At 56.9% G+C, this 25,945-nt stretch carries 21 protein-coding genes; all 21 read right to left on the reverse strand.

Annotation, left to right across the window (positions count from 1 at the left end; all coding sequences use genetic code 11):
* Positions 1 to 8 precede the first annotated feature (8 nt).
* Positions 9 to 4,391: an RHS repeat-associated core domain-containing protein gene (locus ACN28Q_RS22375; RefSeq protein ID WP_095848351.1), complete on the reverse strand. Its 4,383-nt coding sequence runs from the start codon at positions 4,389 to 4,391 to the stop codon at positions 9 to 11.
* A 5-nt stretch (positions 4,392 to 4,396) separates the two neighbouring features.
* Positions 4,397 to 4,834 carry a DcrB-related protein gene (locus ACN28Q_RS22380; RefSeq protein ID WP_095848352.1) on the reverse strand — a complete coding sequence of 146 codons (438 nt, stop codon included), beginning with the start codon at positions 4,832 to 4,834 and terminating at the stop codon, positions 4,397 to 4,399.
* A gap of 41 nt (positions 4,835 to 4,875) precedes the next feature.
* Positions 4,876 to 6,804 carry a type VI secretion system Vgr family protein gene (locus ACN28Q_RS22385; protein WP_095848353.1) on the reverse strand — a complete coding sequence of 643 codons (1,929 nt, stop codon included), beginning with the start codon at positions 6,802 to 6,804 and terminating at the stop codon, positions 4,876 to 4,878.
* An 88-nt stretch (positions 6,805 to 6,892) separates the two neighbouring features.
* Positions 6,893 to 8,365, reverse strand: coding sequence for a serine/threonine protein kinase (locus tag ACN28Q_RS22390; protein WP_095848354.1), 1,473 nt, complete (start codon positions 8,363 to 8,365; stop codon positions 6,893 to 6,895).
* Positions 8,366 to 8,414: 49 nt separating this feature from the next.
* Positions 8,415 to 11,048 (reverse strand): type VI secretion system ATPase TssH, encoded by a 2,634-nt coding sequence (tssH, locus tag ACN28Q_RS22395; RefSeq protein WP_095848355.1) that lies wholly within the window; start codon positions 11,046 to 11,048, stop codon positions 8,415 to 8,417.
* A gap of 64 nt (positions 11,049 to 11,112) precedes the next feature.
* Positions 11,113 to 12,207, reverse strand: coding sequence for a type VI secretion system baseplate subunit TssG (gene tssG, locus ACN28Q_RS22400; RefSeq protein WP_095848356.1), 1,095 nt, complete (start codon positions 12,205 to 12,207; stop codon positions 11,113 to 11,115).
* Complete coding sequence (tssF, locus tag ACN28Q_RS22405; protein ID WP_095848357.1) at positions 12,204 to 14,087, reverse strand: type VI secretion system baseplate subunit TssF; 1,884 nt, start codon at positions 14,085 to 14,087, stop codon at positions 12,204 to 12,206. Before tssF ends, tssG begins: the two co-directional genes overlap by 4 nt.
* 4 nt (positions 14,088 to 14,091) lie before the next feature.
* Positions 14,092 to 14,670, reverse strand: coding sequence for a type VI secretion system baseplate subunit TssE (locus ACN28Q_RS22410; RefSeq protein ID WP_230469488.1), 579 nt, complete (start codon positions 14,668 to 14,670; stop codon positions 14,092 to 14,094).
* A gap of 2 nt (positions 14,671 to 14,672) precedes the next feature.
* Entirely contained in the window at positions 14,673 to 15,494 is an 822-nt protein-coding gene (locus tag ACN28Q_RS22415; RefSeq protein ID WP_095848358.1) for a type VI secretion system accessory protein TagJ, read from the reverse strand.
* A gap of 16 nt (positions 15,495 to 15,510) precedes the next feature.
* Complete coding sequence (locus ACN28Q_RS22420; protein ID WP_095848359.1) at positions 15,511 to 16,479, reverse strand: type VI secretion system-associated protein; 969 nt, start codon at positions 16,477 to 16,479, stop codon at positions 15,511 to 15,513.
* 27 nt (positions 16,480 to 16,506) lie between these two features.
* A complete protein-coding gene (locus tag ACN28Q_RS22425) occupies positions 16,507 to 17,280 on the reverse strand; it encodes a PP2C family protein-serine/threonine phosphatase (RefSeq protein WP_095848360.1) in 774 nt (257 codons plus the stop codon).
* Positions 17,277 to 19,013 carry a type VI secretion system-associated FHA domain protein TagH gene (tagH, locus tag ACN28Q_RS22430; RefSeq protein ID WP_095848361.1) on the reverse strand — a complete coding sequence of 579 codons (1,737 nt, stop codon included), beginning with the start codon at positions 19,011 to 19,013 and terminating at the stop codon, positions 17,277 to 17,279. Before tagH ends, ACN28Q_RS22425 begins: the two co-directional genes overlap by 4 nt.
* 139 nt (positions 19,014 to 19,152) lie before the next feature.
* The gene (locus ACN28Q_RS22435; protein ID WP_183096701.1) at positions 19,153 to 19,542 is read right to left on the reverse strand and encodes a Rap1a/Tai family immunity protein; all 390 of its coding nucleotides are present in this window, start codon (positions 19,540 to 19,542) and stop codon (positions 19,153 to 19,155) included.
* A gap of 125 nt (positions 19,543 to 19,667) precedes the next feature.
* On the reverse strand, positions 19,668 to 20,033 hold the full coding sequence (locus ACN28Q_RS22440) for a T6SS amidase immunity protein Tai4 family protein (RefSeq protein WP_095848362.1): 366 nt from the start codon (positions 20,031 to 20,033) through the stop codon (positions 19,668 to 19,670).
* Positions 20,034 to 20,114: 81 nt separating this feature from the next.
* A complete protein-coding gene (locus ACN28Q_RS22445) occupies positions 20,115 to 20,597 on the reverse strand; it encodes an Hcp family type VI secretion system effector (protein WP_095848363.1) in 483 nt (160 codons plus the stop codon).
* A gap of 233 nt (positions 20,598 to 20,830) precedes the next feature.
* Positions 20,831 to 21,325 carry a T6SS effector amidase Tae4 family protein gene (locus ACN28Q_RS22450; protein WP_095848364.1) on the reverse strand — a complete coding sequence of 165 codons (495 nt, stop codon included), beginning with the start codon at positions 21,323 to 21,325 and terminating at the stop codon, positions 20,831 to 20,833.
* The gene (locus ACN28Q_RS22455; protein ID WP_230469486.1) at positions 21,325 to 21,741 is read right to left on the reverse strand and encodes a Rap1a/Tai family immunity protein; all 417 of its coding nucleotides are present in this window, start codon (positions 21,739 to 21,741) and stop codon (positions 21,325 to 21,327) included. Before ACN28Q_RS22455 ends, ACN28Q_RS22450 begins: the two co-directional genes overlap by 1 nt.
* A gap of 89 nt (positions 21,742 to 21,830) precedes the next feature.
* Positions 21,831 to 22,313, reverse strand: coding sequence for an Hcp family type VI secretion system effector (locus tag ACN28Q_RS22460; RefSeq protein WP_095848365.1), 483 nt, complete (start codon positions 22,311 to 22,313; stop codon positions 21,831 to 21,833).
* A 769-nt stretch (positions 22,314 to 23,082) separates the two neighbouring features.
* Complete coding sequence (locus ACN28Q_RS22465) at positions 23,083 to 23,745, reverse strand: Ssp6 family T6SS pore-forming effector (protein ID WP_095848368.1); 663 nt, start codon at positions 23,743 to 23,745, stop codon at positions 23,083 to 23,085.
* 96 nt (positions 23,746 to 23,841) lie between these two features.
* Complete coding sequence (gene tssC, locus ACN28Q_RS22470) at positions 23,842 to 25,344, reverse strand: type VI secretion system contractile sheath large subunit (RefSeq protein WP_095848369.1); 1,503 nt, start codon at positions 25,342 to 25,344, stop codon at positions 23,842 to 23,844.
* A 3-nt stretch (positions 25,345 to 25,347) separates the two neighbouring features.
* Positions 25,348 to 25,881 (reverse strand): type VI secretion system contractile sheath small subunit, encoded by a 534-nt coding sequence (gene tssB, locus ACN28Q_RS22475; protein WP_095848370.1) that lies wholly within the window; start codon positions 25,879 to 25,881, stop codon positions 25,348 to 25,350.
* Between the last annotated feature and the right edge of the window lie 64 nt (positions 25,882 to 25,945).

Here is a 25,945-nt window from a genome sequence, read left to right on the forward strand (position 1 = left end):
ACCCTTAATCATGGAAAGTACTGCGATCTTTCTTCTGGTCCAATAAAATCACCTGGATCTTTATATCTGTCAGGTAACCTCGCGCCTTGAGAACGGTTATGACCATAATATTCTAATTCATAATTCTTGGAATCTCGCATAAAGGCTCTAACTTCTTTAGATTTCTGTCCATAATAACCACCTTTCTGATTCCAATATTTAACAGCATCTGTTAAGTGAGCCATGTCGGCATCTTTAACATTATACCATCGACTATCTGTTGAGCTCTTAAACTGCATCCTATCACCTGTACCACGAATACGACCTTCACTACGCATTCGCTCAATAACTTCTCTGCCAGTCTTACTATTTTTACCTGGGGTTTTCCCCATGTTATTTAGACGACAGGATGCCAACCCAAGTGGATCAATATATGTGAGAGGGTTTGTGACATAGGCATACAGGTTTATCCCACCCGCCAACCCAATCGGGTCATGCTGAGTAAATCTGCCGATATCCGGATCGTAGTAACGGAACAAATTGTAGTGCAATTCGGTTTCGCGATCCAGGTATTGGCCCTGCAGACGCAAGTTTTGGGAATAATCCAACGTCTGCTGGTTTTCCCCGTAGCTTAACTTGCCCCAGGCGCTGCTGTGGCCTTGCCAGCGCACCGTGCCGTCGCTGTCCGTCAGGCTTTCCGGTTCGCCGTTGGGCGCATTATGGAAATAAAACACCTGTGCCGGCGCTATGCCGTCAATACGCGCCAGCGGCTCATAACTGCCCTGATCGGCATACACATAGGTGAGTGGGGTGCCATCACGGGTTTCCTGCAGCAACCGGAAGCCTTCCCACAGGAAGGTGGTGGTTTGCCGTTGCCCGGTGGGCTGGCGCAGATCCCGGCTTTGCAGCCACACCTGTTTATGGGTGCGGCGCCCGAGGGGATCGTAACGGAACTGCACATGCTGCACCGGCTCATTAAAGTGCGTGCTGTGGCGTATCACTTCGGTCAGACGGTGTTCGGCGTCATAGCGATAGTGCCAGCGATAGCGATCTTTATGCTTCTCGACCGTACGGCCGAAGGTATCGTAGCGGTAATCGATGCCTTTATAGTGCGTTACCCGGTTGTGCCGCTGGCGAAATTGCCCTTCGTCCAGCAGGTTGGCCGCCGGATCGTAACGGTAATGCTCCGTATCCGGCAGGGAGCCTTCCTGTGCCAACAGCCGCCCGGCGGCATCGTAGTGATAGTGGCGATAGGCAAACGGGTTGGCGTTGTGTTCCTCGCGCGTCAGGTTGTTTTGGTAGTCATAGGCCCATTGGCGTGAGCTGCTGGCCGGCGCCGGGCGCGGCCGGTCAGTGCTGTGGATCTCCCGGCGATCCTTGCGGCCCAGCCGATCATAATGCACCCGGCTGGTCAGGCGGCCCTGAGTGCGGCTGAGCTCACGGTGCAGATTATCGCGCTCAAACTCGCTGATCGTGACATTATCCAGCGCCAGTTGCAGCAAATGGCCACTGCCGTAATAAAGTGCGCGTAGCGCACGGCCATCAGGCAGGACGATCTGCGTCCGGTTGCCGAGCGCATCGTAAGAATAGGCCAGTGTGCCGTTAATGCCTTGTTCATTAACCACGCGGCCCAACAGATCATACTGGAAGCGGACGTCGCTTTCTGCTTCCTGCGCGTAGCCTTGCCAGACATCGCCCCGGTAGAAAGCCGCCTGCAGCAGTTGGCCGACGGCGTTGTAACGATAGCGGGTTTCTCCGTCTGGCGTCTGCCTGGCGGTCAGTTGCCCGGCGGCATTGTGGCTGAAGAAGTGTGAAAACGTGTCGGGGGTATTGGCGGCAAAAGCACGTTCAATGACCCGGCGGCATTCGTCATGGCGGTAACGTGTGCTAACGCCGTCCAGTCCGGTCTCTTCCAGCAGCAGGTTGCAGGCGCCCCAGCGGAAGGCATAGCTTTCGTCGTTTTCATTGCGTAATGCAATCAGGCGGCCGCGCGGATCGTAGCGGCGCACCACTTCGCCATCCAGCGGGTTGCGCGTGGCCAGCAGGCGGCCTGCGTTGTCATAACGGTAGTGCGTCAGGCGGCCGTCAGCGCCCTGATAGTGCGCCAGTTGGCCCTGTGGGTTCCAGGCCAGCGTTTCCTGCCAGCCCTCGGCGCGTTGCAACTGCGTTAGCCGCCCGGCGGCGTCGTAGCTATAGCGGGTGCTTTCGCCCTCGGCATCGGTCACTTCCGTCAGCCAGCCCTCGGCATTGTAGTGGTAAACCGTCTGTTTGCCAGAACAGTCGCGGGCGTGAATTAACTGGCCGTGTGCATCATAGTCAAAGTGGCTGACGCCGCCGTTGGCATCAACCGATTGCACCACCTGGCCATAATTATCACGCAGATAACGTTGGCTATGGCCGAGCGCATCCACCTCGGCAATCAGTGCATGGCGTTCATCATAGTAAAAATGATGGGTGGCGCCGTTGGCTTCCTTGATGCTGACCGGCAGCGCCCGCTGTGGCAGCCAGGTGGTCAGGCGGATATGGCCCAGAGCATCTTCCTCTTCCACCAGATTGCCGGCATCGTCATAGCGGAATTGCCAGCTGTGGCCCAGGGGATCGCGCGTGGCAATCAGCAGGGCATCATCGTTCCATTGGTAGTGCCACACTTCATCGCGTTCATCGGTATATTCCGTCACCAACTGTTGGGCGTTCCAGCGGTGCTGATGTTGCAGACCATCAAATTCCGTTACTGTCGTTAAACCGGCCGCCAAATCGTAATCAATGGTGCAACTGCTGCCGCTTTCACTACGGTGTTCAACCACCCGCCAGTCGTCGAACATGGCCCAGCGGTATTCGAAGCGCGGGCCGCCGGCCTGTTGATGGCTGGTTAACAGGTGGGCATCGTTATAGTGGAATTCACGTGTGGCGATGTTGCTGGCGTCAATAACCTGGTGCAAATCACCGGCGGTGTTATAGCGGTAGCGCACCCGATCGTTGCCAGCATGGCGCAGTGCGGTAACACGATCGGGGTAACGCGTATCCTCATAGGCCAGTTGGAGTTCCAATGCACCGGTGTCGTCTGTAATGGTGCTTAGGCGTTGCGCTGCGTCATAGCCAAGCAGCAGGGCGTTGTCATATTCATCGCTGAGCGAAACCAGGCGCAAACGGCGGGGCTCCTGTGGCAATGGGATGAACAGCCGCCATACGCTGCCGTCGGTATCAGCAATAATCAGTTGGCCTTCTTCGCCGCGGCGAAAAATCAATCCTTCGCCTGCGCTAAAGCTCGGCTCATTAATTGCCGGTAGCGGGAAACGTAGTTCACGGCCGGTTTCATCATGCAGGCAGCATTCGGTGCCGCCATTGCCATCGTCCGCCAGATCAACCCAAACCTCGAAGGCGGTGCGCCAACCTTGGCCGAACAGGCCCGCGTAGTGGTTGCGGCTATTGTAGTAACGTTGCCAGGCAAACGGGAAACGTGCCGGTAACAGCAAATCCAGATCTTCCTCGCCATGTAAAACCTTGGCGCCGGTAGCGGCATGGACGGGGTTGAATGCCGCATGGATCGCTTCCCCCAACGCATTGACGCCGGCAGCGGCCAGGCCGCCGCCGATCATGCAGGGGAGATTGGGCAGCACTTTGCTCGGCCGCCCCAGGAGCAGCGGCAGCAGCGTCATGGCCAGGCCAATCCCAGGAAGTTTGCCGCTTTTTATTTCGCGTACGGTGGCCGTTTCACCGCCGATCAAGACATTTTTGGAGACGTTAGTGGATACGGTGGCCTCGCAGGTGGAGCGGTCTTTGCTACGCACGGCCGGTTGACCGTTGATAAATACTTTGCCGGAGCCTTCCGCCAGGTATTGCGGGCCGCTGTGTTTGTCACAGCTGATTTTGTCTTCTTCCAGCGGTTGGCTCGGCTGGCTGGGGCCGGCCACCGTGGGCTGCCACAGTTGGGAAATAAGATTGCCGCCTGCTGCCAGCAGTTCAGCGCCGTAATCCCAGAAGCTTTGCGGCGGTTGCGGTGCCGGCAGCGCGTTAATTTCTTCCGCTGTTAGCAGGCGCCCGGCCGCGCGGGCTGCCGGTTTGCCATTGGTAAACACGTTGTTGGAACCGGTCAGGATCACGCCGCTGACCGAAGGCGGGAACAGGGCGTTTGCCACGGCGTCGCAGCCATGGCTGATATCATCACCAATACCCGAAATGTTGGCGGCAAAACCTACGATAAGGCCAGCGCCAACGCAGGTTGAGGCGCCAGCGGCAACGGCACCCAGCACGGCCACGCCCGCCAGTGCCGGGGCGGCAGCGGTTGCCGCTGCACTCACGGCCATGGTGGCCAGGGAATAGACCGCCACTTCCGCCACGGCACTGGCGATATCCGCGAGAGCACTGGAGTGGATCAACTCATCGTCTTTTCTTGCTGCCCAGAGTTCACTCATGATTATCAGTCATCCTGTCCAGATAATGTCAGGGAGGCTTTAACCTGTTGCCAACGGTTATCGTCCTCGGGCGTGAAAGGGTTCATTGACGAATAGGTAAAAATAATCAGTGTCTGGCTGTCGTTCGTCTGGGCCGCCAACTGGTGTTGATGGTGGTGGTAGCCGGCGCGGAAAAAACGGCTGGTGACTTCGATGGCCTGGATAGCGCCATCCGGCCCGGCGCTGATGCGCTGGCGCGGCGACTGCTCTAAGTCGCTTATCTGCGGCAACAGAGCGGCCCACTGTTTTTCAAATTCACCTTCCAGCGTGCTGCCTTCGGGCAGCGGCGCGCGGGTAATCACCAATGAAGCGCCGGTGTGCGGGTTTTTCAGGATATTGACGGTGCAATCCTGCCAAGGGCCGGCGGGCAGGGTGAAATGGCCTTCCTGGAAAAGATAATTCATAAGTCTTCTCTGTTAGCTGGCGCGGGGCTACGCCCACATAATCATGATTTGGGGAACAGTTGATCCACGGCGGCCTGAATGGCTTTTTTGTGCTCGGGACCGGGGGCTTTGGCACGGGCGGCTCCGTTGGGTTGGTTCAGTTGCAATTTGCCGCCGGTGTTGATCTCACCGCCTTCTTTCACGGTGATATTAAAACTGGTGCCGGTGAGGCTGATCTGACCATTGGCTTTCAGCTCGATCACGCTTTCACCGCACTCCAGGCGGAGGGTCTCGCCGGAACCGAGGGTGAAGGCATCTACCACGTTATCTGAACGTGTTTTACCGGTGAGTGATGAGGCATCGCCTTTGATACCGATGGCCTGGTTGAGCACGACGCGTTGCAGTTCATTACCGCCCACCAGATGCGTATGGTTTTTATCAATGGTGTGGTTTTCATCGTTCTCGACATTGATATCCATATTGCGTTCGGCGTGCAGCCACACTTGCTCTTCGCCGGCTTTGTCTTCAAAGCGCAGGGCGTTGGCGTTGTCCGGCGAGCCGTCTTTGGAGCGGCTCATAAAACCCATCTGCGTGGCTGCGGCCGGCAGCGCCCACGGCGGCATGTTGGCGTCGTTGTAGACCCGGCCGATGATGATCGGGCGGTCCGGATCGCCGTTGATGAAATCCACCACCACTTCGTCGTTCACCCGCGGGATCTGCACGCCGCCGAAGCCCTGGCCGGCCCAGGCGCTGGAAACACGCACCCAGCAGGAGCTGCCGTCGTCCGCCGGCCCAAAGCGATCCCAGTGGAACTTCACCTTCACGCGGCCGTATTTGTCGGTCCAGATGGATTCGCCGGTCGGGCCGACCACCCGCGCGGTCTGCGGGCCATGGGTTTTCGGCCAATGCGCCTGCTGCGCCGGGCGCCACGGAATATCGGACGGGATCACCGTGAAGTCGATACGGTGTTCGCTGGCCTGGCTGTCGCCGCTGGCGTAGCGGTTTTCCTGCAGGCGGTAGCGGGCACGCACCGTCAGGTAAGCGCGGTTATCGTCGGCATAGGGGGCGTTGTTGAGCGTAAAGGTGTAGCCGGGGGCGATACCGAGCGCGGTGGCGGTGCCGCCGGTCTGGTGGTGCCCGGCCTGCCAGGCTTCCTGGCGCACGCGGGCGTAGAATTCGCCCTGCTGGTGTTCGGTGTAGCGGCCCGGCCAATCATACACGTCGATTTGCCCCGGCTGCGGCGAAACCGGGTTCTGGCGCGCCTGCAGCAGCCAGGCGTTGGGCTTGCGGAAATCGTAATCGTCCAGGCTGTAGATGCCCGGCGTCACCTGGTCGGCCAGGGTCCACTGGCTGATGCCTTGCTCATTGGTGATGCCGCCGGACGGCGTCAGGTGATAGGGAATGGTTTCATAGCCGGGGTAGGGCGTGTGGATCTGTGGCGCATCGGCCAGCACCAGCGTGTGCTGATCCTGTTGGTGCTTGAAGTAGTAATAAATGCCCTCCAGCTCCATCAGGCGGCTGATGAAGTTGAAGGAGCTTTCGCTGTACTGCACGCAGTATTCCCACTGGCGGTAGCTGCTGGTGAGCTGGTCTTCCACCTGGACGTTGTACTCGGCGAGCAGGGTCTTGACGATCTGCGGCACGGTCTGCTGCTGGAAGATGCGGAAGTTGCGATCCTGGGTCATCGGCCACAGATCGGGCTGCACGCGTAGGGTATAGACCGCATAGCGTGTGCCGCCGATCTCTTCGCTGGAAACGGCGACGGCGGTGATTTTGCCGTTAAGGAAGCGCGGCTCGGCGAGAAAGCCCTGGGTAGGGATAACTAGGGTCAGCGGCTGGCCGAGCAGGGCCTTGCGATCCAGGCGTGGGTTGGTGCTCAACAGGGCCACGTTGAAATCAAAAGGCTCGGAAAGGGCCTCAGTGCCGTCCAGGGAATGGAACAGCAGTTGCCCGGTGCCCAGCGGGGTATAGGCGGAAATACGGTCCAGCATGCGGACATCCTCTGTAACGGGGCGCGCTAAGGCGCGCCGAACTTATTCGTAGGGAATAGGGGCAGCGTTGGCGGCTGCCGATAAAGCGTTAGCCTGCGGTGGCCGGATTAATCAACCAGGTGCCGGCATTCTCAATCGTGATCTGTTGGCGGCGCAGGTTGCGATCGTGGCGGATCTCAACCTGATATTTGCCCGGCGCCAGGTTCAGGCTGGCAAAGCCGTTGCTGCCGGCCTGCACCTGCTGGGGTTTGCCGTTCAGGCTGACGTTCTCACCGGGCTGTAGCCGGAAATACACCAGCGCCACCGGTGCGGCGACGACCGGCGCCGGCTCTGGCTCGGCTTGCTGGACCGGGGCATTATTGGCCGCGGTTTGCTGTGGCGCGTGTTGCATCGGCTCCTGGGTTTTTTCCACCGCTGAAGGCTGTGCGTCCTGTTTCACCGTGTCGGCGGCGTTGTTCTCGGTGCTGGCGCCGCGCATAAACCAGGCCAGCGCGCCAATCACCACCACGGCGGCCACGCCTGCGCCATAGATCATCGGGCGCGCGCGCGAAGTGCTGTTCGCCGTCTCGGCAACGGCGGCCGGGGCGCTGGCGGCGGGTTTGGCTGCTGACGGCGCAGGTTCCGGCGTGGTGGAAGGGGCGCTGACGATGTCGGCTTCATCGGCCACCGGCAGGTTCAGCAGTTCGGCCATCTCATCGATGGTCTGCGGCCGGTCTTCCGGCTTCAGCGCCAGCGCATGGTCAACCACTCGCAGCAGCTCCGCCGAATAGCCGGCCGGGCGGCGTTCCAGCAGCGGTTGGTAGTTGTCTTCAATGCTGCGCACCACGCTCACCGGCGGCGGATCGCCGGCAATCAGCGTATGCAGCACGGCGCCCAGGGCATAGATATCGGTCCAAGGCCCCTGTTCGCCGTCGCTGTCTTCACTGTATTGCTCAATCGGCGCAAAGCCCGGTTTCAGCATGATTTCCGTGGAATCGGACAGGTTGCCGATCTCTTTGCGCGCGGAGCCGAAATCCAGCAGCACCGGCAACTGGTTTTCCTGGATCTGAATATTGTCCAGCGAGATGTCGCGGTGCAGATAGCCTTCCTGATGGATGGTGTTGATGGCGCTGAACAACGGCGGCAACAGCCGGCGGATCCACGCTTCGTCGATTTTCTCCGGGTGCTGCGCCTTCAGGTTTTTCAGCGTGGTGCCGCTGTAAAACTGGGTGCCCATATACGCGGTGCCGTTCTCTTCCCAAAAGCGCAGCACATGCAGCAGGCCAGGGTGTGAGAAACGCGCCAGCAGGCGCGCCTCCTGGATAAAGCTGTTAAGCCCGGCCTGGAAGGTTTTGCTGAACCGCTCGCCGCGCAGGCTTAGCGTCAGATCGTCGTTGCGCATCGCCAACTGCGTCGGCATGTATTCCTTGATGGCGATGGCGCGCTCCAACTGGTGATCGTAAGCGCGGTACACGATGCCAAAACCGCCTTCGCCAATCACTTCCTTAATCTCAAACTCGTTGAAGCGATGGCCAATCGGCAGGCTGTTTGAGTTCGGTTTTTTTATCCCGGTTTCCGACATGATGATTTACTCTCTGTAAATAAGCGCCGCCGCCGTAGCGGCTCCGGCATTACGCCTGAAATTGATAAGCGAATTCATTGCCTTGCATAGTAATGTGCAGCGTGTGGTACCGTTGGTCGTTGGCGCTGGCGGCCAGCAGGGTATGGCTGATTTGCGGCAACAGGGTGTTGGTCAGGATGGCGTCGATCATGCGCCCGCCGGATTCCACCTCGGTGCAGCGGCTGACGATTTGTTGAACTACTGCGTCGTCAAAGGTGGTGGCGATATCGTGGTTCTCCGCCAGCCGCCGCTGGATGCGGCCAAGCTGCAGGCGCACGATGTTGCCGAGCGTATCGTCGTTCAGCGGGTAGTAAGGCACCACCAGCAGGCGGCCCAGCAGGGCGGCCGGGAACACCGAAAGCAGCGGTTGGCGCAGGGCGCCGCTCAACGCTTCGGGGTCTGGCTGCAGGTCAGGATCGCTGCACAGGCCGGCGATCAGATCGCTACCGACGTTGGAGGTCAGAATAATAATGGTGTTGCGGAAATCGATGTGCCGGCCTTCGCCGTCCTCCATCCAGCCCTTGTCGAACACCTGGAAAAAGATCTCGTGCACGTCCGGGTGCGCTTTTTCGATTTCATCCAGCAGCACCACGCTGTAAGGGCGCCGGCGCACCGCTTCGGTCAGCACGCCGCCTTCGCCGTAGCCGACATAGCCGGGAGGCGCTCCTTTCAGCGTGGAGACGGTGTGCGCTTCCTGGAATTCGCTCATGTTAATGGTGATGACGTTCTGTTCCCCGCCGTACAGGTTTTCCGCCAGCGTCAAGGCGGTTTCGGTTTTCCCCACGCCGGAAGGGCCGGCCAGCAGGAACACCCCCACCGGTTTGTTCGGATCGTCCAGGCGGGCGCGGGAAGTGCGCACGCGGCGGGCAATCAGATCCAGCGCGTGGCGCTGGCCGATCACCCGTTGGTTGAGGGTATCGGCCAGGTTCAATACGGCGTCGATTTCATTTTTTACCATGCGGCCCAGCGGGATACCGGTCCAGTCAGAGACCACGGCGGCCACGATGTTGGCATCAACGGCGGCGAAGATCAGCGGCGTTTCACCCTGCAACGCCTGCAGTTGCGGCTGCAGTTCGGCTAGTTGGGCACGCAGCGCATCGGCATCGGCTTCCGGCGCATCCTGTTCTTGTTGGCGGTGCAATTGGGCGCGCAGATCGATGATCTGCTGAATCAGCGCCAATTCCTGTTGCCAGCGCGCGTTCAACTGCGCCAGTTCTTCCCGCAGCGTGGTTAGCTGTGCTTCGATAGCCGCGGGGCGTTGCGGATCGCCAATGCCGACTTTGGCTTCGCGGTGGGCAATCGCCAGCTCGATATCCAGCGCATTGATGCGCTGGCGGCAGTCTTCCACCTGCGCCGGTTCGGCGTGCTGGCTAACGGCCACACGCGCGCAGGCGGTATCCAGCAGGGCGACGGCTTTATCCGGCAGTTGGCGCGCCGGAATGTAGCGGTGGGAAAGGCGCACCGCCGCCTCGACGGCTTCATCCAGCAGCAGAACGCGGTGGTGCTGTTCCAGCGGGCTTACGGTGCTGCGCAGCATCAGCAGCGCTTTGCCTTCATCCGGTTCCTGCACCTGAACGACCTGGAAGCGCCGGGTCAGCGCCGGGTCTTTCTCAATGTACTTTTTGTATTCCGCCCAGGTGGTGGCGCCGATGGTGCGTAACTGGCCGCGCGCCAGCGCCGGTTTCAGCAGGTTGGCGGCGTCGCCGGTGCCCTGCGCGCCGCCGGCGCCGATCAGGGTGTGGATCTCATCAATAAACAGGATGATTGGCGTTGGGCTGGACTGCACTTCATCAATCACCGTTTGCAGGCGTTTTTCAAACTCACCCTTCATGCCGGCGCCGGCCTGCAGCATACCGATGTCCAGCAGGTAAAGCTGCACGTCGCGCAGCTGCGGCGGTACGTCGCCGGCAACGATGCGCAGCGCCAGCCCTTCCACCACGGCGGTTTTGCCGACGCCGGCTTCACCGGTCAGCAGCGGGTTGTTTTGCCGGCGGCGCATCAGGATATCGATAATTTGGCGGATTTCTTCGTCACGGCCGGCGATTGGATCGATTTCACCATTGCGCGCCCGCGCCGTTAGATCCTGGGCATATTGCGCCAGCAGGTTACCGCCAGCGGCGGCAGGCGTTTCGCCAGTGGTATTGGCCGCCGCCTGTGCCTGGGCATTTTCGCTCGAGTGGGCGGTTACCGTGGCGAACTGTTCCATCAGCAGATCGGCGTTGATGCGATCGAACTGCGCCGAGATGCCTTTCAACAGGTGGCGCAGGCTATAGGTTTTCAGCATCCCGAGCAGCAGGTGGCCGCCGCGGATGTTGTTGGCGCCAAACTTCAGCGATCCGTAAACCCAGGCGCGTTCAACGGCGCTGTCAATGTGTTCGGCCAGATCGGAAATGGCGCTGGCGCCGCGCGGCAGGCGATCCAGCGCGGCGACGATGTCGTTGGCAAGCCGCGCCTCGTCCAGGCCGAAATGGCGAATAACCTGTTGCAGATCGCCCTCCGGCGCTTGCATCAACTGGTGCAGCCAGTGCGCCACTTCAACGTAGGGGTTGCCGCGCAGTTTGCAAAACGCCGTGGCGCTTTCCAGCGAGGTAAATAACAGGCTATCCAGTTTGCCAAATAATACCGAACGGCTGATTTCAGACATGGTTTTCCTCAGGGCATACAGGGCCGGCGCTGTGCGCCGCCGGCCGGATAATAAAAAGGGGTGACTACGGGTATACGGCCTGCTTTTCCAGCGGCTCAGGGCTAAAAATCAAATCATCGGCATCCCGGTGATAGCCCGGCGCGGCAAGCCAACTGCTCAGGCCCAGACGCTGGCGGCCGCCCAGTTGGGTGCCGGTGAAGGCGTCTTTGGCCAGGATCAGCCGCACGTCCCAGACAAACTCGATGCCCAGATACTGGCGCACCCAGTCGCGCAACTGTTGGCACTGCGGAGCGCCGGGCAGAAAGCGTTCATAATCCTGCTGCGGCATCGGCCCCAGTTCGATCCGGAACTTGTGCTGCATATCGCGCACCGCGATACCAAGAAAGGCCGATTCGCCCAGCCGCGGCACACCGCGCCCGGCCTGCAGGCGCGCCTGTTCTCGTTTGTCCACGGGCAGCCAGTGCGGCACGTTCTCCACAATGTTGACCGGCACCTTGAAGTAGTGGCGCAGTATTTTGCTTAGCCCTTCCGCATCGCGGCTATGGCGGATCAGGTGCCCGGCCACGTAATGCTTGGCGTGGCCGCTGAGGCTGTCGCGGTCGCGCTGCGCTGGCTGGCCGTTACCGATCAAGCTCGCCAGGTAGTTATCAAAGCGGCGGTTGTCCGGGCGATCCAGCGATACCGTCGGTTGGGCATCGGCCCAGGCGCGATAAAACAGCAGGGCCAGCCGGTGATGGAACAGGTTGGCGAACGCCATCAGCGTATGATCCTGATGGTGATACACCCGCTCGCGCACGTATTCCGTCAGATGCAGCGGCAGTGGCCCGTTGGGGCCGAACAGGCCGAAGCTGTAAATCGCCACGTCGTGCAGATCGCTGCCGGGGCGTGGGCTAACGTTGGCCAGCGTCGACGGTGCGAACGACAATGAAGGTTCCTGGCCGATGCGCAGCATTTCATAACGCGGCTGCGGCGCCCGCCCCAGCAGGTAAGGCTGGCCGCCCTGGGCGTCGATGCGCCGCAGCAGTTGGAACAGATCGTAGCGGTAGGGCGCGGCCATCAGGCGCGGCCAGAAATCGCCCGGCAGGCGCTGCAACGCGTGAATTTTCGGCGCGCTGGTTTGCTGTGGCGCGGCGGCCGCTTCGGGTGCGCGTTCGCTCATATCAGCGTCCTTTTGCCCACCCGCGCCTGCCAGTGGGCGATTTCACCGCGCTGCTGGCTGGACAGCGTCATTTCTGTAAAGGTGTTGATCGCCACCAGGCGGGAAAACAGGCGCTCCAACACGCTGCCCAGCAGATAGGGGCTGTTGCCGGAAAAGGCCCGTTCATCCACCGTAAGATCGATAGCAATACCGCGGGCGAAGACGATCGGGCCGGGTTCCGGCACCCGGCGATACACCGGGCGCAGTTGGCAGTGGCGCACGCCCTGGATCTGCTTGGCGATCGCCGGTTCGCTCAGGTTGCCATACAGCCCCAGCAATTGGCGCAGGCTGGCCGCGCCCTGTTGTGGATCGCCATCCATCAGGCTCAGGTAATTAAGCTGCAGTTGGCTGATCAGCCGCCAGGCTATCATGCCGTCGGCCAGCGCCGGCCGTGGCGGGGTCGGGCCTTTTTTCAGCGTGACCTGCTTGATGGGAATGGAATCCGGCATCACAAAGTTGCCCTGATCCTGCAGCAGCATCAGCGGCAAGTCGCGGCTGGTGCACAGCACGTCGGCGGTGAGGTATTTCAGATCGCTGTGCCACGGCGACTGGCGTTCGTCCACCAGCGAGACAAACACCTCTGAGCCGATGTAGCCGGTGCGGGTGCCATAGCGACGGGCATGTTCCGACAGCGAACGCTGTTCGCGGCGCAGCGAAAAATAGGCGCCATAGTTACCGTCGTCTTCGCTCAGCGTGCTGTAAAACGGGCGGAATTCCTGCTCGTAGCGCTTTTCGCTGGCGCTGCTGCCCAGGCGTTGCACGGAGAACACTTCGTAATCCAGCGGGCGAATGTTATCCACCACCAGGTGATATTCATGGTGGTTTTCATTCAGCGTGATGCGTTCGGCCACCTTCGGGAACAGGTTGATCACCGGCGTGCAGTGCAGCGCCAGATGGCTGGCGTCGATCACGCGCTCCAGCGCCAGATCTTGTTTATCCAACAACACGATGATATCGAACTGGCGCAGCGTTTTTTGGCTCGCGCGCGCATTCTGCAGCAGCGGGCGCAGGCCGCTGACGCTGACGAACTGAAAGCGCGCCGGGAAGGCGAAGTATTCCTGCAGCAGGCGGTAGCCTTCGAAGTTGCGCAGATCGTTCGGCAACAGCGCCTGATCGGGCTCGAAACCTTCCTGGCGCAGGGCATCGTCGGCCAGCACGCAGCGCTGCGGCGTGGCTTCAACCGTTTGGCACAGCAGCCCGACGCTATGCTGCATCACCAGCTCCAGCAGTTGCTGTGCCTGCAGATCGGGGCCGGCAAGATAAAACATCAGTTGATCGAGGTTGAGGTTTTTCAGCGTCACCGATTCAAAGCATTCCATGCGAATGCGCAGGGCGCTGACGCTGCCGCGGTTTTGCAACCCGAGGGCGGCCAGCGGAATATCCGCCGGAATGCCGCCCAGCTCAACCTGCTTGATGCGCACCGGTTGCAGCGTCACGTCGTGCGCGGTGGTGTAGCTGCAGGTGATGCCGGTCTTTTTCAGCGTTTGGCTATCCATCATGGTGCCGCGCGGTACGCGGAAGCCGCCGCTGATATCCCCTTTGCTGCTGTCCGGCGTCAGTTCGGCGATCGCCATTGACGGCGTGGGCGCCAGGTAGTTGGGGTAGATGATCTCCAGCAGGCGCTGCGAAAAACGCGGAAACTCCGCATCCATTTTCAACTGCACGCGCGAGGTGAGGAAGGCAAAGCCTTCCATCAGGCGCTCAATGTAAGGATCGGCCACGTCGATGCCGCGCATACCAAGCCGGCCGGCGACCTTCGGGTATTGCTCGGCGAATTCGGCGCCCATTTCACGCAGGTATGCCAGCTCGCGGTTGTAATACTCTAAAAGCTTACTGTCCATCGCCTTATCCTATGTCTTTCAGATCGAAATGGCCGTTTTCCAGATCCACATCGGTGCGGAACAAAAACTCCAGCGGGTAGGGGATGCACCACAGGCGCCCCTTAATCTCGATTGACAGTACGTTATGCAGTTCCAGCGAGCCGGTATCGGAGATACAGCGCACCTGTAGCCCATCGGGCAGGATGCGCGGCTCAAAGTTGAGGATGGCTTCGGTCAGCGCCCGCTGAATATCCAGCCATTCAATGTCCGACATGCGCTTGCCCGCCAACGAGGCGATGCCATAGTTGAGGGTGGAGCGGCGCACATGGGGGTAGTCCGCCAGATCGGCGCCCGATTCGTGGTTGACGCAGTTGAACAGCCACTGCAGATCGCGCAGCACCCGGCGGCGCAGTTCGCTGTGCGACACCAGGTTGCGCACCTGCGCTTCCTGTTTTTTCTGCGGCTCGTCGTCGGTAAGCAGATCGAGCAGCACCGGCTGCATTTTGTCGCGCGAAGTGAGCTGTTCGCTGTTGTCGCGAAAACGGTAGCCCTGGCGCTGAAGATCGCTGCCGCTAAGCATTACCGTTGGGCGTTTGCCGGTCATTTTCAGGCACCTTGTTCGAAGCGCAGTTGGCGCAGGGTGTGCAGCGGGAATTCATGCTCGGCGCTCAGCCAGGATTTTTGCCCCAGCCCGGCGTAATGCGGGCCGTCGCCCAGTGGCTGCCATTCGGTCAGTTTGCCGAGCAGCAGGGCATCGCTGGGGTTTTCCGGCAGCGGATAGCGCGCCGGCAGTTGGCATACCTGTTCACGCCCGTCGTTCAGGCGCACCAGCGCATGGCTCCAGACCAGATCGATAACGCTTTGCGGTGCCTGAAACTGGATTTCAGCGATGGCGGAGAACGGCAGCCAGTAGTACACGCCGTTCAGCGCCAGCTCGCACACCGGGCCCAGGCGGCCGTCGCCGTCCATCAGCCAGTCGAAGGGCACGCTGTGCGGTGCGTCGCCTTCCGCTACCGTAAGCTCCCCGGCGCTGGCCGGCGCGGCGGCCAGCGCTTCATCGCGCAATGCCTGGGCTGTGCCGGCATCGCCGTGCGCATCGTGGCGCAGGGCTTCCACCAGTGAAGAGAGCCAGGCTTCGCCCGGTTGGAGCAGCGCCGGTGCCGCTTCACCGGCAAATACCGCCTGGCGCTGCAGTTCCGCGTCTACGGCCTGCGTCAGCAGCAGGGTGGTGGGTTGCGCGATCGGTTTGAGCGCCAGCCAGGATTTCAGCTGCGCTTTGGCACGCGGCCAGTTGGCGCTCAGGCACAGCAGTTGCGCCAAAGCGGCGCGCAGATCGGCATCCGCCGGGCGTTGGCGGATCGCGTCTTCCACGGTGGTAATGGCCGCACTGACGGAGCCCCCGGCTAAGAGTTGGGTTAATGAGTTCACGGTGAGTTCCTCGTCATCAATGGGCGGTGGCGGTTACGGTTTGGTAGCTGCCGCTGGCCGGATCTTCACGATCCGCGGCCAGGCTTTCCACCAGCTTAAACGTCGGCTGCGGCTGGCCGGCCAGCAGCGGTTGCCAGGCTTCGTGCGCGCGGCTGATGCGCTGTTTGACCTTGGCCGCGTCGGCGGCTTCCAGGCGCGGTAGCTCAACGATAATGGTGCCGCCATAGGCCCAGGCATGGCGCTGCGCATCAAACGGCAGCAGCAGGTAACTGCCGGCCGCTGCGCCGCCGAGCACCAGGCGCTGGCGGTTGGCGCTCACCACGCGCAGGGTTTGTTGATTCAGGTTCAGGTTGATCAGCGGGTAGCCCTGCAGGAAGGTCACGGCCACCGGTTGCGCCTGCTTGCTTTGTTGCAGCAAGACGGTGCTGCTGCCGTTCAGCCAGCCATCGGCGCAACGCAGGTTGTCGCCGCCGGGAATAAACAGCGCGCTGCCGTTGCCGGCACTGCTCCAGTAGGTGCGGAAGCGGCAACCCTGGGGCAAATCGAACGTTTGCACCGGCTCGGCATCCGCCAGCGGTGAGGTGACGGCAACGGCGGGCGGCGCGCTGGGCTGGGCCGGTGGCGTTGCCGGCGGCTGTTTGAGCAGCGGCTTCCAGCGTTGGTTTTTTGCTGCGTTGCCTTCTGCCAACGCCTGCCCGCCTTTATCCGTGAGCTGCCACGGCAACTGGGCAACGCTGGGGCACTGTTTTTCCAGCAGGTTGCCGACGCGCGGCAGAAAATCGTCCAATACGGCGGCATCTTTGCTTTGGCCGGAGACGATGCGCAACGGGATGCTCTTGGCGCACCAGCTTTCCGGTTTATTGTTTTTTACGTCGTCGATGAACACTTCGAGCTTTTGGCTGGGGGAATATACCAGCCGGTAATTTGCCGCATGTACGGCGGGCATCGCCAGCAGGGCGATGGCACCTGGCATCCAATATTTCATAGTTAACCTTGGCTGTGTCATAACGGCTCAGTCGCGGGGAAGGAAACGCTCGGCGTCCGCCAACGAGTGCAGCAGCGTGGTTTCCTGCGGTGAACCAATCCATACCGCGATAGCGCTGTAGTTATCGCTGTTATTATTTTGCTTCCATGCCTGCTGCATCAGGGCCAGCCACTCGCTGGGGGAGTTGACCATATGCAGCGACTGTTCCAGCTCGGCCGGGGTAAAGTTGTGCCAAAAGCCGTCGGTGCACAGCAGGAAGACGTCGCCATCCTCCAACTGCAGCACATCGCTGTAGGTGGCATCGCGTTTTTCGCTCAGCCCGAGGGCGAAGTACAGCAGGTTGCTGTTGATGCCGTTGGTTTGATAACCCGCATCCTGCATCTGTTGCACCAGGCTGTGATCGGTGGTTACGGTATGCAGGTAACCGCGCCGAAACAGGTACAGGCGGCTGTCGCCGGCGTGCGCCCAGTAGGCCAGTTGATAGTCACGATCGATAAACAGGCTCACCAGCGTGGTGCCCATCTTGCTATGTTCGGCCACCTGGCGCTGCTGCTGGTGGATAACCGCGTTGGCGCGGGCAATGTGCGCGCGAATGCTCTGCGCGTTCAGGTGTTTTTCGCCGTCGAAATTGTGCAGGATGGTATCGCGTGCCAGCCTGGCGGCCACGTCACCGCCGGGAAAACCGGCGATACCGTCGCACACCACAAAGCAGGCGGAACGTTCGCCCAACACTTCGCCGGTCTGGTCCTGATTGGTGGCGCGGCTGCCCTGGTTAGTGGTAGAGGCTAAAGTGATCTTCATTGCGCATCCGGTTTGGTCTGTGAGTCTTTGTACTGATTCACTTCAACGTCGTAGGCGTGCAGGAAGGCTTCGCCAAACAGGGTGTGGAAGTCGTCTTCAATTTCGCCGGCCGTTTGCTGGTAGTTTTTAACGAAGTAATCCCACAGCGCCGCCTTGCGGTTGGAAGGCAGCGACAGGCGCGGTGCGGCGCCTTCTTTGCGCGCCTCTTCCTCCAGCCGCTCCGGGTTAAAGGATTGCAGCATAGCTGCGATGATGGCGCGGATACCGGCGATCATCCCCAGTTGGTGCGCCTGCAGATCGATCAACGCATCGCGCACGGCCTGCTCTGGCGGCATAAAGCCTGGCATCCGGCTGCCGAACATCTGCATCAGCACGGTTTTGCCGGAAGGCAACAGTTTGAACGGGTTGTTGGCCTCGTCCAGGATCATGGTCATTTCCGCCTTCACGCCGCGCTTGAGAATGGAGCGTGAAGAGAGCAGCGCCACCGTGCCCTGGGAGAACAAGCTCAGCAGCCGGCCCACCAACTGCATTTGTTGTTCATCAATCTGTGGCTGTGGCTGCAAATCGTTCAGACCGATGCCTTGCAGCAGGGCTTCAAGCATCGGGCCGTGCAGCGCATCGCCGGGGTGAGCGCCGGCCGGTTGCGGCTGCGGCGCCTGGTAGGCGACCGGATCGATCCCCAGGCGGTTGCCTGGGCGCGGGCGCGGCTGTTGCGGCGCCGGTGCCGGCGTTGGGATTGGGGTTGGCTCGGGTGCAACCGGTGCGGCTTCAGCCACTGGCGGCGTAGGTGGCTGCGGTTTCGGCGCCGGGGCGGGTTCCGGCTGTGGCTGGGGTTGTGGCTGCGGTTGTGGCTGCGGGCGCGCCGGCGGTACATCAGCCTGGGCCAGCGGTGCCGCGCCGCCCATCAACAGGCCTAGCGGATCGTCCGTCGTTAACGTTTCCGGCGCCGCAGGGGATGAGGATGAGCCGCCGCCAAACAGCGCCAGCGGATCCAACTCTTGTTGCGGCGCTTTTTTCACCGCGCCGGGGGCGGGTTGCAGCGGCGCGCTTGCCGGGCTTTTTCCCGCCAACAGTGTGCTTGGCGTGGTGTCGTTGAGGATATTCTCCCGCTCAAAAGCGGTATTGCCGTTAAACAGATCGTTGGGATCGGTCTGCTTATGCTGCAAATGGTGCAGGTCGACATCGCCGGCCAGTTGTGCCAACGGATCCGCTGGGTTCAGCTCTGGGCGCGGCTGCGCCAGCAGGGGGTTATCATTACGCAAAGGCGCCTGCGGGACCGGTTCAGGCTGCGCCGCCGCCGGGGTGAACTCTTCCACCAGGCTATCCCAGATTTCGTTTGGCACCGGCGTGGCGGCTGCGGCAACGGGCGGCGGAGTATCATCAACCGCCGGCTGCTGTTGCACCGGCGCGGCCTGCTGGTGCGGCGCGCTCACCTGAATGCGGTAATCATCGATGCCAAGCACATCGCCGTTTTGCAGTTCCACCTGGCGGCCGCGTTCCAGCGGAATATCGTTTAGCACCACACGGGTCACGTTGCCGCGGTTGGTGATGCGGCATTCCCCGTCAGCAGAAATGTGCACAATGGCCTGCAGGCGTGAAATAGCGCGTTCATCATCCGGCAGCACCAGGTTGTTATCGACGCTGCGGCCAATGGTGCCACCCGGCGGCAGAAAATCGCAGCTGCTTTGCGGCGGTGTATGGCCATTTTTATTTTGTACAATGGTAAATCGCATAAGACATTCCTGCTGATTAGGTGTGATGCAAACTGTTTTGTTCGCCCATCGCGCGGGCAAGATAAAGAGGTAAGGCTGCGTTCTGTTTAGTTTTCTTATTGTGGATTAGTGATTGTTTATAGGTTTATGCCCTTCACTATTATTTACATGGATGGTGCTGTGTTATTGCTTCTTCAATTAGGCTGGCCGCTCTTTCATTTAAACGTACTTGGGGTAGTTTCTTGAAATAGCTATAGATAATCTCTTGTAACGTTATCGTTTTTAATGTCTGATAATGACACCAGCTTTTCCCTTCCGTGGCGTCTAATACTCCCAGAAGGTACATGTCAGCCTTGAGCCGTTCTTGCTCGTTTGATTTTGAGGTCCATGCTTGCAGAAATTTATCACCAGTCAGGTTAACGTTTTCTGGCCATAATGATTTTTGATCGCGAATAAGCAGTTGGCTCGAATCTGGATTTGCTGAAACAAGACACGAGGTTAGAAATATTGTGCTGGCCGTCACTGCTAAAAAAAACTGCATCCGCTTCATTTTTCTTCCTTTTCGACGATGATTAAGCATATTTTTTTTAGAGTGGCTATTTTAGCTTAGAGTAAATATAGTTAGGCTAATGCTTTCAGGTTTGAAACAAGCTTATCTATGGATGTATCACTGTTTTATTGTTTTCCTGAATACTTCTCAAAAATACCTGCCGCTTCTTTAGACTGTAAAAGTGAAAGGCATTCCATAGTGTGGTAGCTCCCTTTAACAGAACCTTGCGTATTTTTCTTCAGGTATTGGTTGATTAATTCTTCACCTTGGTCAAACGCATCCATAGGCAGTTTGCTGAATTCAAGATAAGCACTTGCCGAACGGAAGGCATCTTGGCGAGTGTTCTCTGAATCAGTTGCTTTACTCAGGCAACGGCTAACTAGCCAGTTTTTGTATAGAGTTTCTTGAGATAAAGTTTCAGAACTCATAGCGTTAGCCAGCGTGAGTGTTGATATGGCTGCTAAAATAAAAACGAAGTGTATGGTTTTCATTTAAAGGTTTTGCAATAGCATTATGACAACCTCATAGCTTTTTCATAAAAAGCCCCATGTTCAGGGGCTTCGTTATAAAAATTAAGCTTCGCGGTTTTCTTTGATGTTCCAACCGGTGCTGCTTTCCGCACCTTTGCCGCCCGAAGCGGTTTGTTCCCAGTATTGCTGTTTTACTTTCGAGGCCTGGAAGGCATAGGTGACGCCCACGGTGTCGCCGTTATCGGCGCCGGTGAACTGTACAGTGGTCACCAGCACGTCTTCCAGCGTGATGCGGGCATATTCCACCTGTTGGCCGCCGGCTTTGCAGATGGAAAGCTCAACTTTAGTCAGGTGTTTACCGCTGGCGTTGTGTTTCAGAATTGCGGTAGTGGATTTATCAATCAGCGCATTGACGTGCAGATCGTTAAAATTGACTTTACCAGCACCGCCGCCGCCGCCAACGCTCATGTTGCCCGGTTGGGATGCGCCCCAGGAGAAAGAAGTAATGTCGGTCCAGCCCGTGTGGTTGGAATCTTTCGATTCACCGGTCACACCGTCGACTTTCAGGAACATATCAATAGCCATAATATTTACTCTTTGTTAGTGATAATGTATTGCTTTAGAAAAAGCGTTTATGATGGCAAACAGGAAAATGTGGAAAAATCTCCACTTTTACCTTTGCGTTAAAAATTTACTGTTAAGTTGATAAGAATTTATTAGATGTAAAATGAAGTTACACCGATAAATTTTTATCAGGATTAGAATTCTATTATTACAACAAAATAAAATGGTGCCTTTTGCCGATGCTGTTTAACAGCTTATCTCAGTTCCCAGAACCAGAGTTCCTTGCAGTCTACATAGCAATTAGAGTGGCACTGAAAAACATTGTCACTAAGTGGTTCCAATAGATCTATATGACCACCACCATAGCCTGAAATAATGTTAAAAAAAACAACACCCTTTCTGTTTCTTAACGAGAGGCCAGCTTTGCGGATATCAGTGTAGATCTCTGCTTTACCAAATACATGGCCTTTATAAAGCTGGTCTGCTAATAATTTCGCACCGGGTTCTATTTTCTTTCCCTTATAGGGGCCTGCTTTTATAGGAAGTCTTCCACTAAAAGCAATGTTGCATTTTAGCAGTGCCAGGCTTAACCTAACTGCACAGGTATTTTGGTACCCAGGATTGGACTTTATTAACTCATCGGCATTATAACCTATTTCTAAAAATAGACTACCACGAGAGACAAAATCAGGATGAGCTTCATTAGATGAGTAATGATTTCTTTTTAATTGTTCATATAAAGGTCTCATTATTCACCCCCATTTTTGCATGGTAGCTCTTTAGATAATGCTTCTGTAATTAATCCAGACGCTCTTTCTTTCAACCGCTCTGAGGGTAATGCTTTGAAAAAATCGTAGATACTTTCTCTTAATGATCCCGGTAACGACTTCTTATAACTACACCAGGCTTGGCCTTCTGTTGCATCAAAAACACCCAGCATATACATGTTAGCTTTCATCCGCTCACGTTCATCTGTTGTTGAAAGCCATGCTTGAAGAAATTTGCCACCACTCAAGTTAATGTCATCACGGGAAAGTAATTGTGGATCGCGTAGTAGGTTTGCCGTGTCATCCTTCGGAAGGCTTGGAGAAGATGCGAATACTACTGGCGTTAACATCAGTAGAGAACTTATTGCCGCCGCGAAAAAAAACGAATGTTTCTTCATAGGGATCTCTAATCGTTTGTAGGGGAGGTAAATTCTCGTGGGTCTGTCGGTCTTTTGGCATCCCCCGGCCGTAACCGGGGGGCACGCAATCAGGCTTCGCGGTTTTCTTTGATGTTCCAACCGGTGCTGCTTTCTGCACCTTTGCCGCCTGAAGAGGTTTGCTCCCAGTATTGCTGTTTCACTTTCGCAGCCTGGAAGGCGTAGGTAACGCCAACGGTGTCGCCGTTATCCGCACCGGTGAACTGCACGGAGGTTACCAGCACGTCTTCCAACGTAATGCGAGCGTATTCCACCTGCTGGCCGCCTGCTTTACAGATAGACACTTCAACTTTGGTCAGGTGTTTACCGCTTGAGCAGTGTTTCAGGATTGCGGTAGTGGATTTGTCGATCAGTGCATTGATATGCAGATCGTTAAAATTGACTTTACCGGCACCGCCGCCGCCGCCAACGCTCATGTTGCCCGGCTGGGATGCGCCCCAAGAGAAAGAAGTAATGTCGGTCCAGCCCGTGTGATTGGAATCTTTCGATTCACCGGTCACGCTGTCGATCTTCAGGAACATATCAATAGCCATAATATTTACTCTTCGTTAATGACAATTATTGCTTTCGAAAAAGCGTCTATGATGGCAAACAGGAAAGCATGGGGCTGAATAAAACAGTCCATATTTTGCCTCTGCCTCTTTAACGGAATCGATGGGAAATCTTTTCCGTTTTCTTAATCTCTGCGTTAAGCAGACGATCAGAAATAAAATTAACCCGCGTTGTCCTGATTCCAGGCGTGATTAGTGTTGTTTAGTGAAACCTCGCGGGGTAATTTATCCGGTTCCTGGTTGTGGTATAAACGTAAACAGTTAAGCGTAACATAAAAATCTGGACTCTAAGTTATCCATACACTAAAATCAAAAAAATGTGATTTAATAAGGAGCTATCAAATGGTATTGAAGTATCTTTCATTAATAATTGTTTTGTTCTTGTCAATAATAGCTGTTTATTCTATTTTTGATGTTTTTACTTCGTTTATTAACGTTGTAAGGTATGAGGCTATGACATGGCAATCACTAGGGTTTATCTTTGGTAAGATAATGTTCTTTATTCTGATTCTGGCTATTATAATGTTGTTCTATAAAATATATAAAAAATCACGCAGCTGATTTTATTTTTTCTGCGAATCCGTAAATAGCTATGGACGTGACAAGAGCGATAACAATACCAATCGCGTTCATAACTATATTAATCGTTTCGGTATCCCAGTTAAAGAAGAATATATAATATCCTATGCATGAAAAAAACAGTAGAAAGGCAAAAAATATTAATATATAAGCAATGGCATATTTGATGATTTTACTGGGCACGATTTACTCCCGCCAATAGGTTGTCAAATATCTGCTGATCTATAACGTTATTTACACCTTGATATTTAATAGCATGAAGATATGGGTTTATATATTCTTCCAACATAAAATACATGAGATCTAAGTCTCCTGCGGCACGTAATTCATTATAGACGCTCTGATTGATATCCTTTAGTTCATAAGAGGCATAAATCGAGCGGGAAACTGATGCGCCAATGCTCAAAATACCGGTAATCCCGGCGGAAACAAGAAATTTTGGAATGATCCTTGTCGCGAATAATGCAATTAGCTCATTCACGAATATAGCTTTGAAAGCAAAAGAACCCATCTGATTACCTGCTATTTTTATAAGCAGCTTTTTAGATTGTTCCTCGCTCAGTCCGGATAAATATTTTCGAATGACTATATTAATTAAACGTCTGATATCATCAGATGTTACGCCCTTTTTTATCAAATTCATCAAGCGAATTTTGTCAGTTTGATTTCGCCACTGGTTGTCCGTATCGAAAAAATCACGTGTTAATGCCCATAAATCCCCCGGAATATCCATGAATCCCTTCGCGGCACTATGGAAGAAAATCTCCGAATTTCCTTTCCTACGGTTTTCTAAAAGCTTCAACATCCCGTCAGCAATCTGTTTTGGTGAGTCCATTGTTAGTCAATCTATTATTTATTATAAACGTGTCACCCGAAAATATTTTTCATCTGAATATTATCGGGTGATGTTATGGCAAAGCGTTGGTCGCTATTACGCCTCTTTTGCCTTCAGCGACGGCAGTTTGGAAACCAGCCGCAGTGAAACGGTCAAACCTTCCAACTGATAGTGCGGGCGCAGGAAGAATTTGGCGCTGTAGTAACCTGGCGAATCTTCAATTTCTTCCACCTGCACTTCGGCCGCGGCCAGCGGTTTGCGAGATTTGGTTTCTTGTGAAGAGTTGGCCGGATCGCCGTCCACATAGTTCATGATCCAGTCGTTCAGCCAACGTTCCATATCGTCGCGCTCGCGGAACGAGCCGATTTTGTCGCGCACGATGCACTTAAGGTAGTGGGCAAAGCGGCAGCAGGCGAACAGGTAGGGCAGGCGCGCGGCCAATTGGGCATTGGCGGTGGCGTCGGCATCGTAGTATTCGGCCGGTTTTTGCAGCGATTGGGCGCCGATGAAGGCGGCAAAGTCAGAGTTTTTACGGTGCACCAACGGCATGAAACCGTTTTTCGCCAGCTCGGCCTCGCGGCGATCGCTGATGGCGATTTCGGTTGGGCACTTCATATCCACGCCGCCGTCATCGCTCGGGAAGGTATGGCACGGCAGGTTTTCAACCGCGCCGCCGGATTCCACCCCACGGATGGCGGTGCACCAGCCAAAGTCTTTGAACGAGCGGTTGATGTTGGCCGCCATGGCGTAGGCTGCGTTGCTCCAGGTGTAGTTGCTGTGGGTGGCACCGGCGGTATCTTCTTCAAAATCGAACTCGTCCACCGGATTGGTGCGCACGCCGTACGGCAGGCGCGCCAAAAAGCGCGGCATCACCAGGCCCAGATAGCGCGCATCTTCCGATTCGCGCAGGCTGCGCCAGGCGGCGTATTCGGTGTTCTGGAAGATTTTGGTCAGATCGCGCGGGTTGGAAAGCTCCTGCCAGGATTCCATCTGCATCACGCTCGGCGCGGTACCGGCGATAAACGGGCAGTGCGAAGCCGCACCGATCTTCGCCATCTCGCCTAACAGCTCCACGTCCTGCGGGCTGTGGTCGAAATAGTAATCGCCCATCAGGCAGCCAAACGGTTCGCCGCCGAACTGGCCGTATTCCTGTTCGTAAACTTTTTTGAAAATCGGGCTTTGATCCCAGCCCACGCCTTTATAGCGTTTCAGCGTGCGCCCCAGTTCCTGTTTGGACAGGCTCATGAAGCGGATTTTCAGCATTTCGTCGGTTTCGGTATTGCTGACCAGATAGTGCAGGCCGCGCCAGGCGCTTTCCAGCTTCTGGAACTCTTCATGATGAATGATGCCGTTAATCTGCTGCGACAGCTTTTCGTCGATCTCGGCGATCAGCGCCTGAATGGTGCGGTAAGCATCGGAAGATACGGTTACGGTGTTTTCCAGCGCCTGTTGCGCCAAGGTTTTCACCGCGTTTTCCACCGCCTCTTTGGCCTGATCGGTCTTGGGGCGAAACTCTTTATTGAGCAGCGCGCTGAATTCGTCGCTGGAGAAGGTTTCGCCGCTTTGCAGGGGTTGCTGCTGCTGAGGAGAGTTGCTCATCGATTATTCCTCATGCTCGTTGTTGTCGGTGGCCGCCGGCTTAGCGGCGTTGGTCAGGGATTTCAGCAGTTCCGGGTTCTGCAGGATCTGGGAAATCAGCTCTTCGGCGCCGTTTTTGCCATCCATGTAGGAAAGCAGGTTGGAAAGCTGGGTACGGGCTTCCAGCAGGCCGTTGAGGGAATCGACCTTGCGCGCAATGGCGGCAGGGGAGAAGTCTTCCATGCTTTCAAAGGTCAGATCGATATTCAGCTTGCCTTCGCCGGTCAGCGTATTGTCCACCTGATAGGCAACGCGCGGCTTGAGGGATTTCATGCGCTCATCGAAGTTGTCGACGTCGATATCCAGGAATTTGCGCTCGTCAACGCTTGGCAGCGCTTCAACCGGCTTGCCCACCAGGTCTGCCATCACGCCCATGACGAACGGCAGTTGGATCTTGCGCTCGGCACCGTAGATTTCCACATCGTATTCAATCTGCACGCGCGGTGCACGGTTGCGGGCAATGAACTTCTGCCCGCTGCGGGATTTTGCGTTTGCCATGAGTTACTCCATCTAATGATGATTAGGAACCTTCCATCCGTGGATGGTGCGGTTCAAATTGGGG

It is taken from the genome of Gibbsiella quercinecans (assembly GCF_002291425.1).
GTDB classification, from domain to species: Bacteria; Pseudomonadota; Gammaproteobacteria; order Enterobacterales; family Enterobacteriaceae; genus Gibbsiella; species Gibbsiella quercinecans.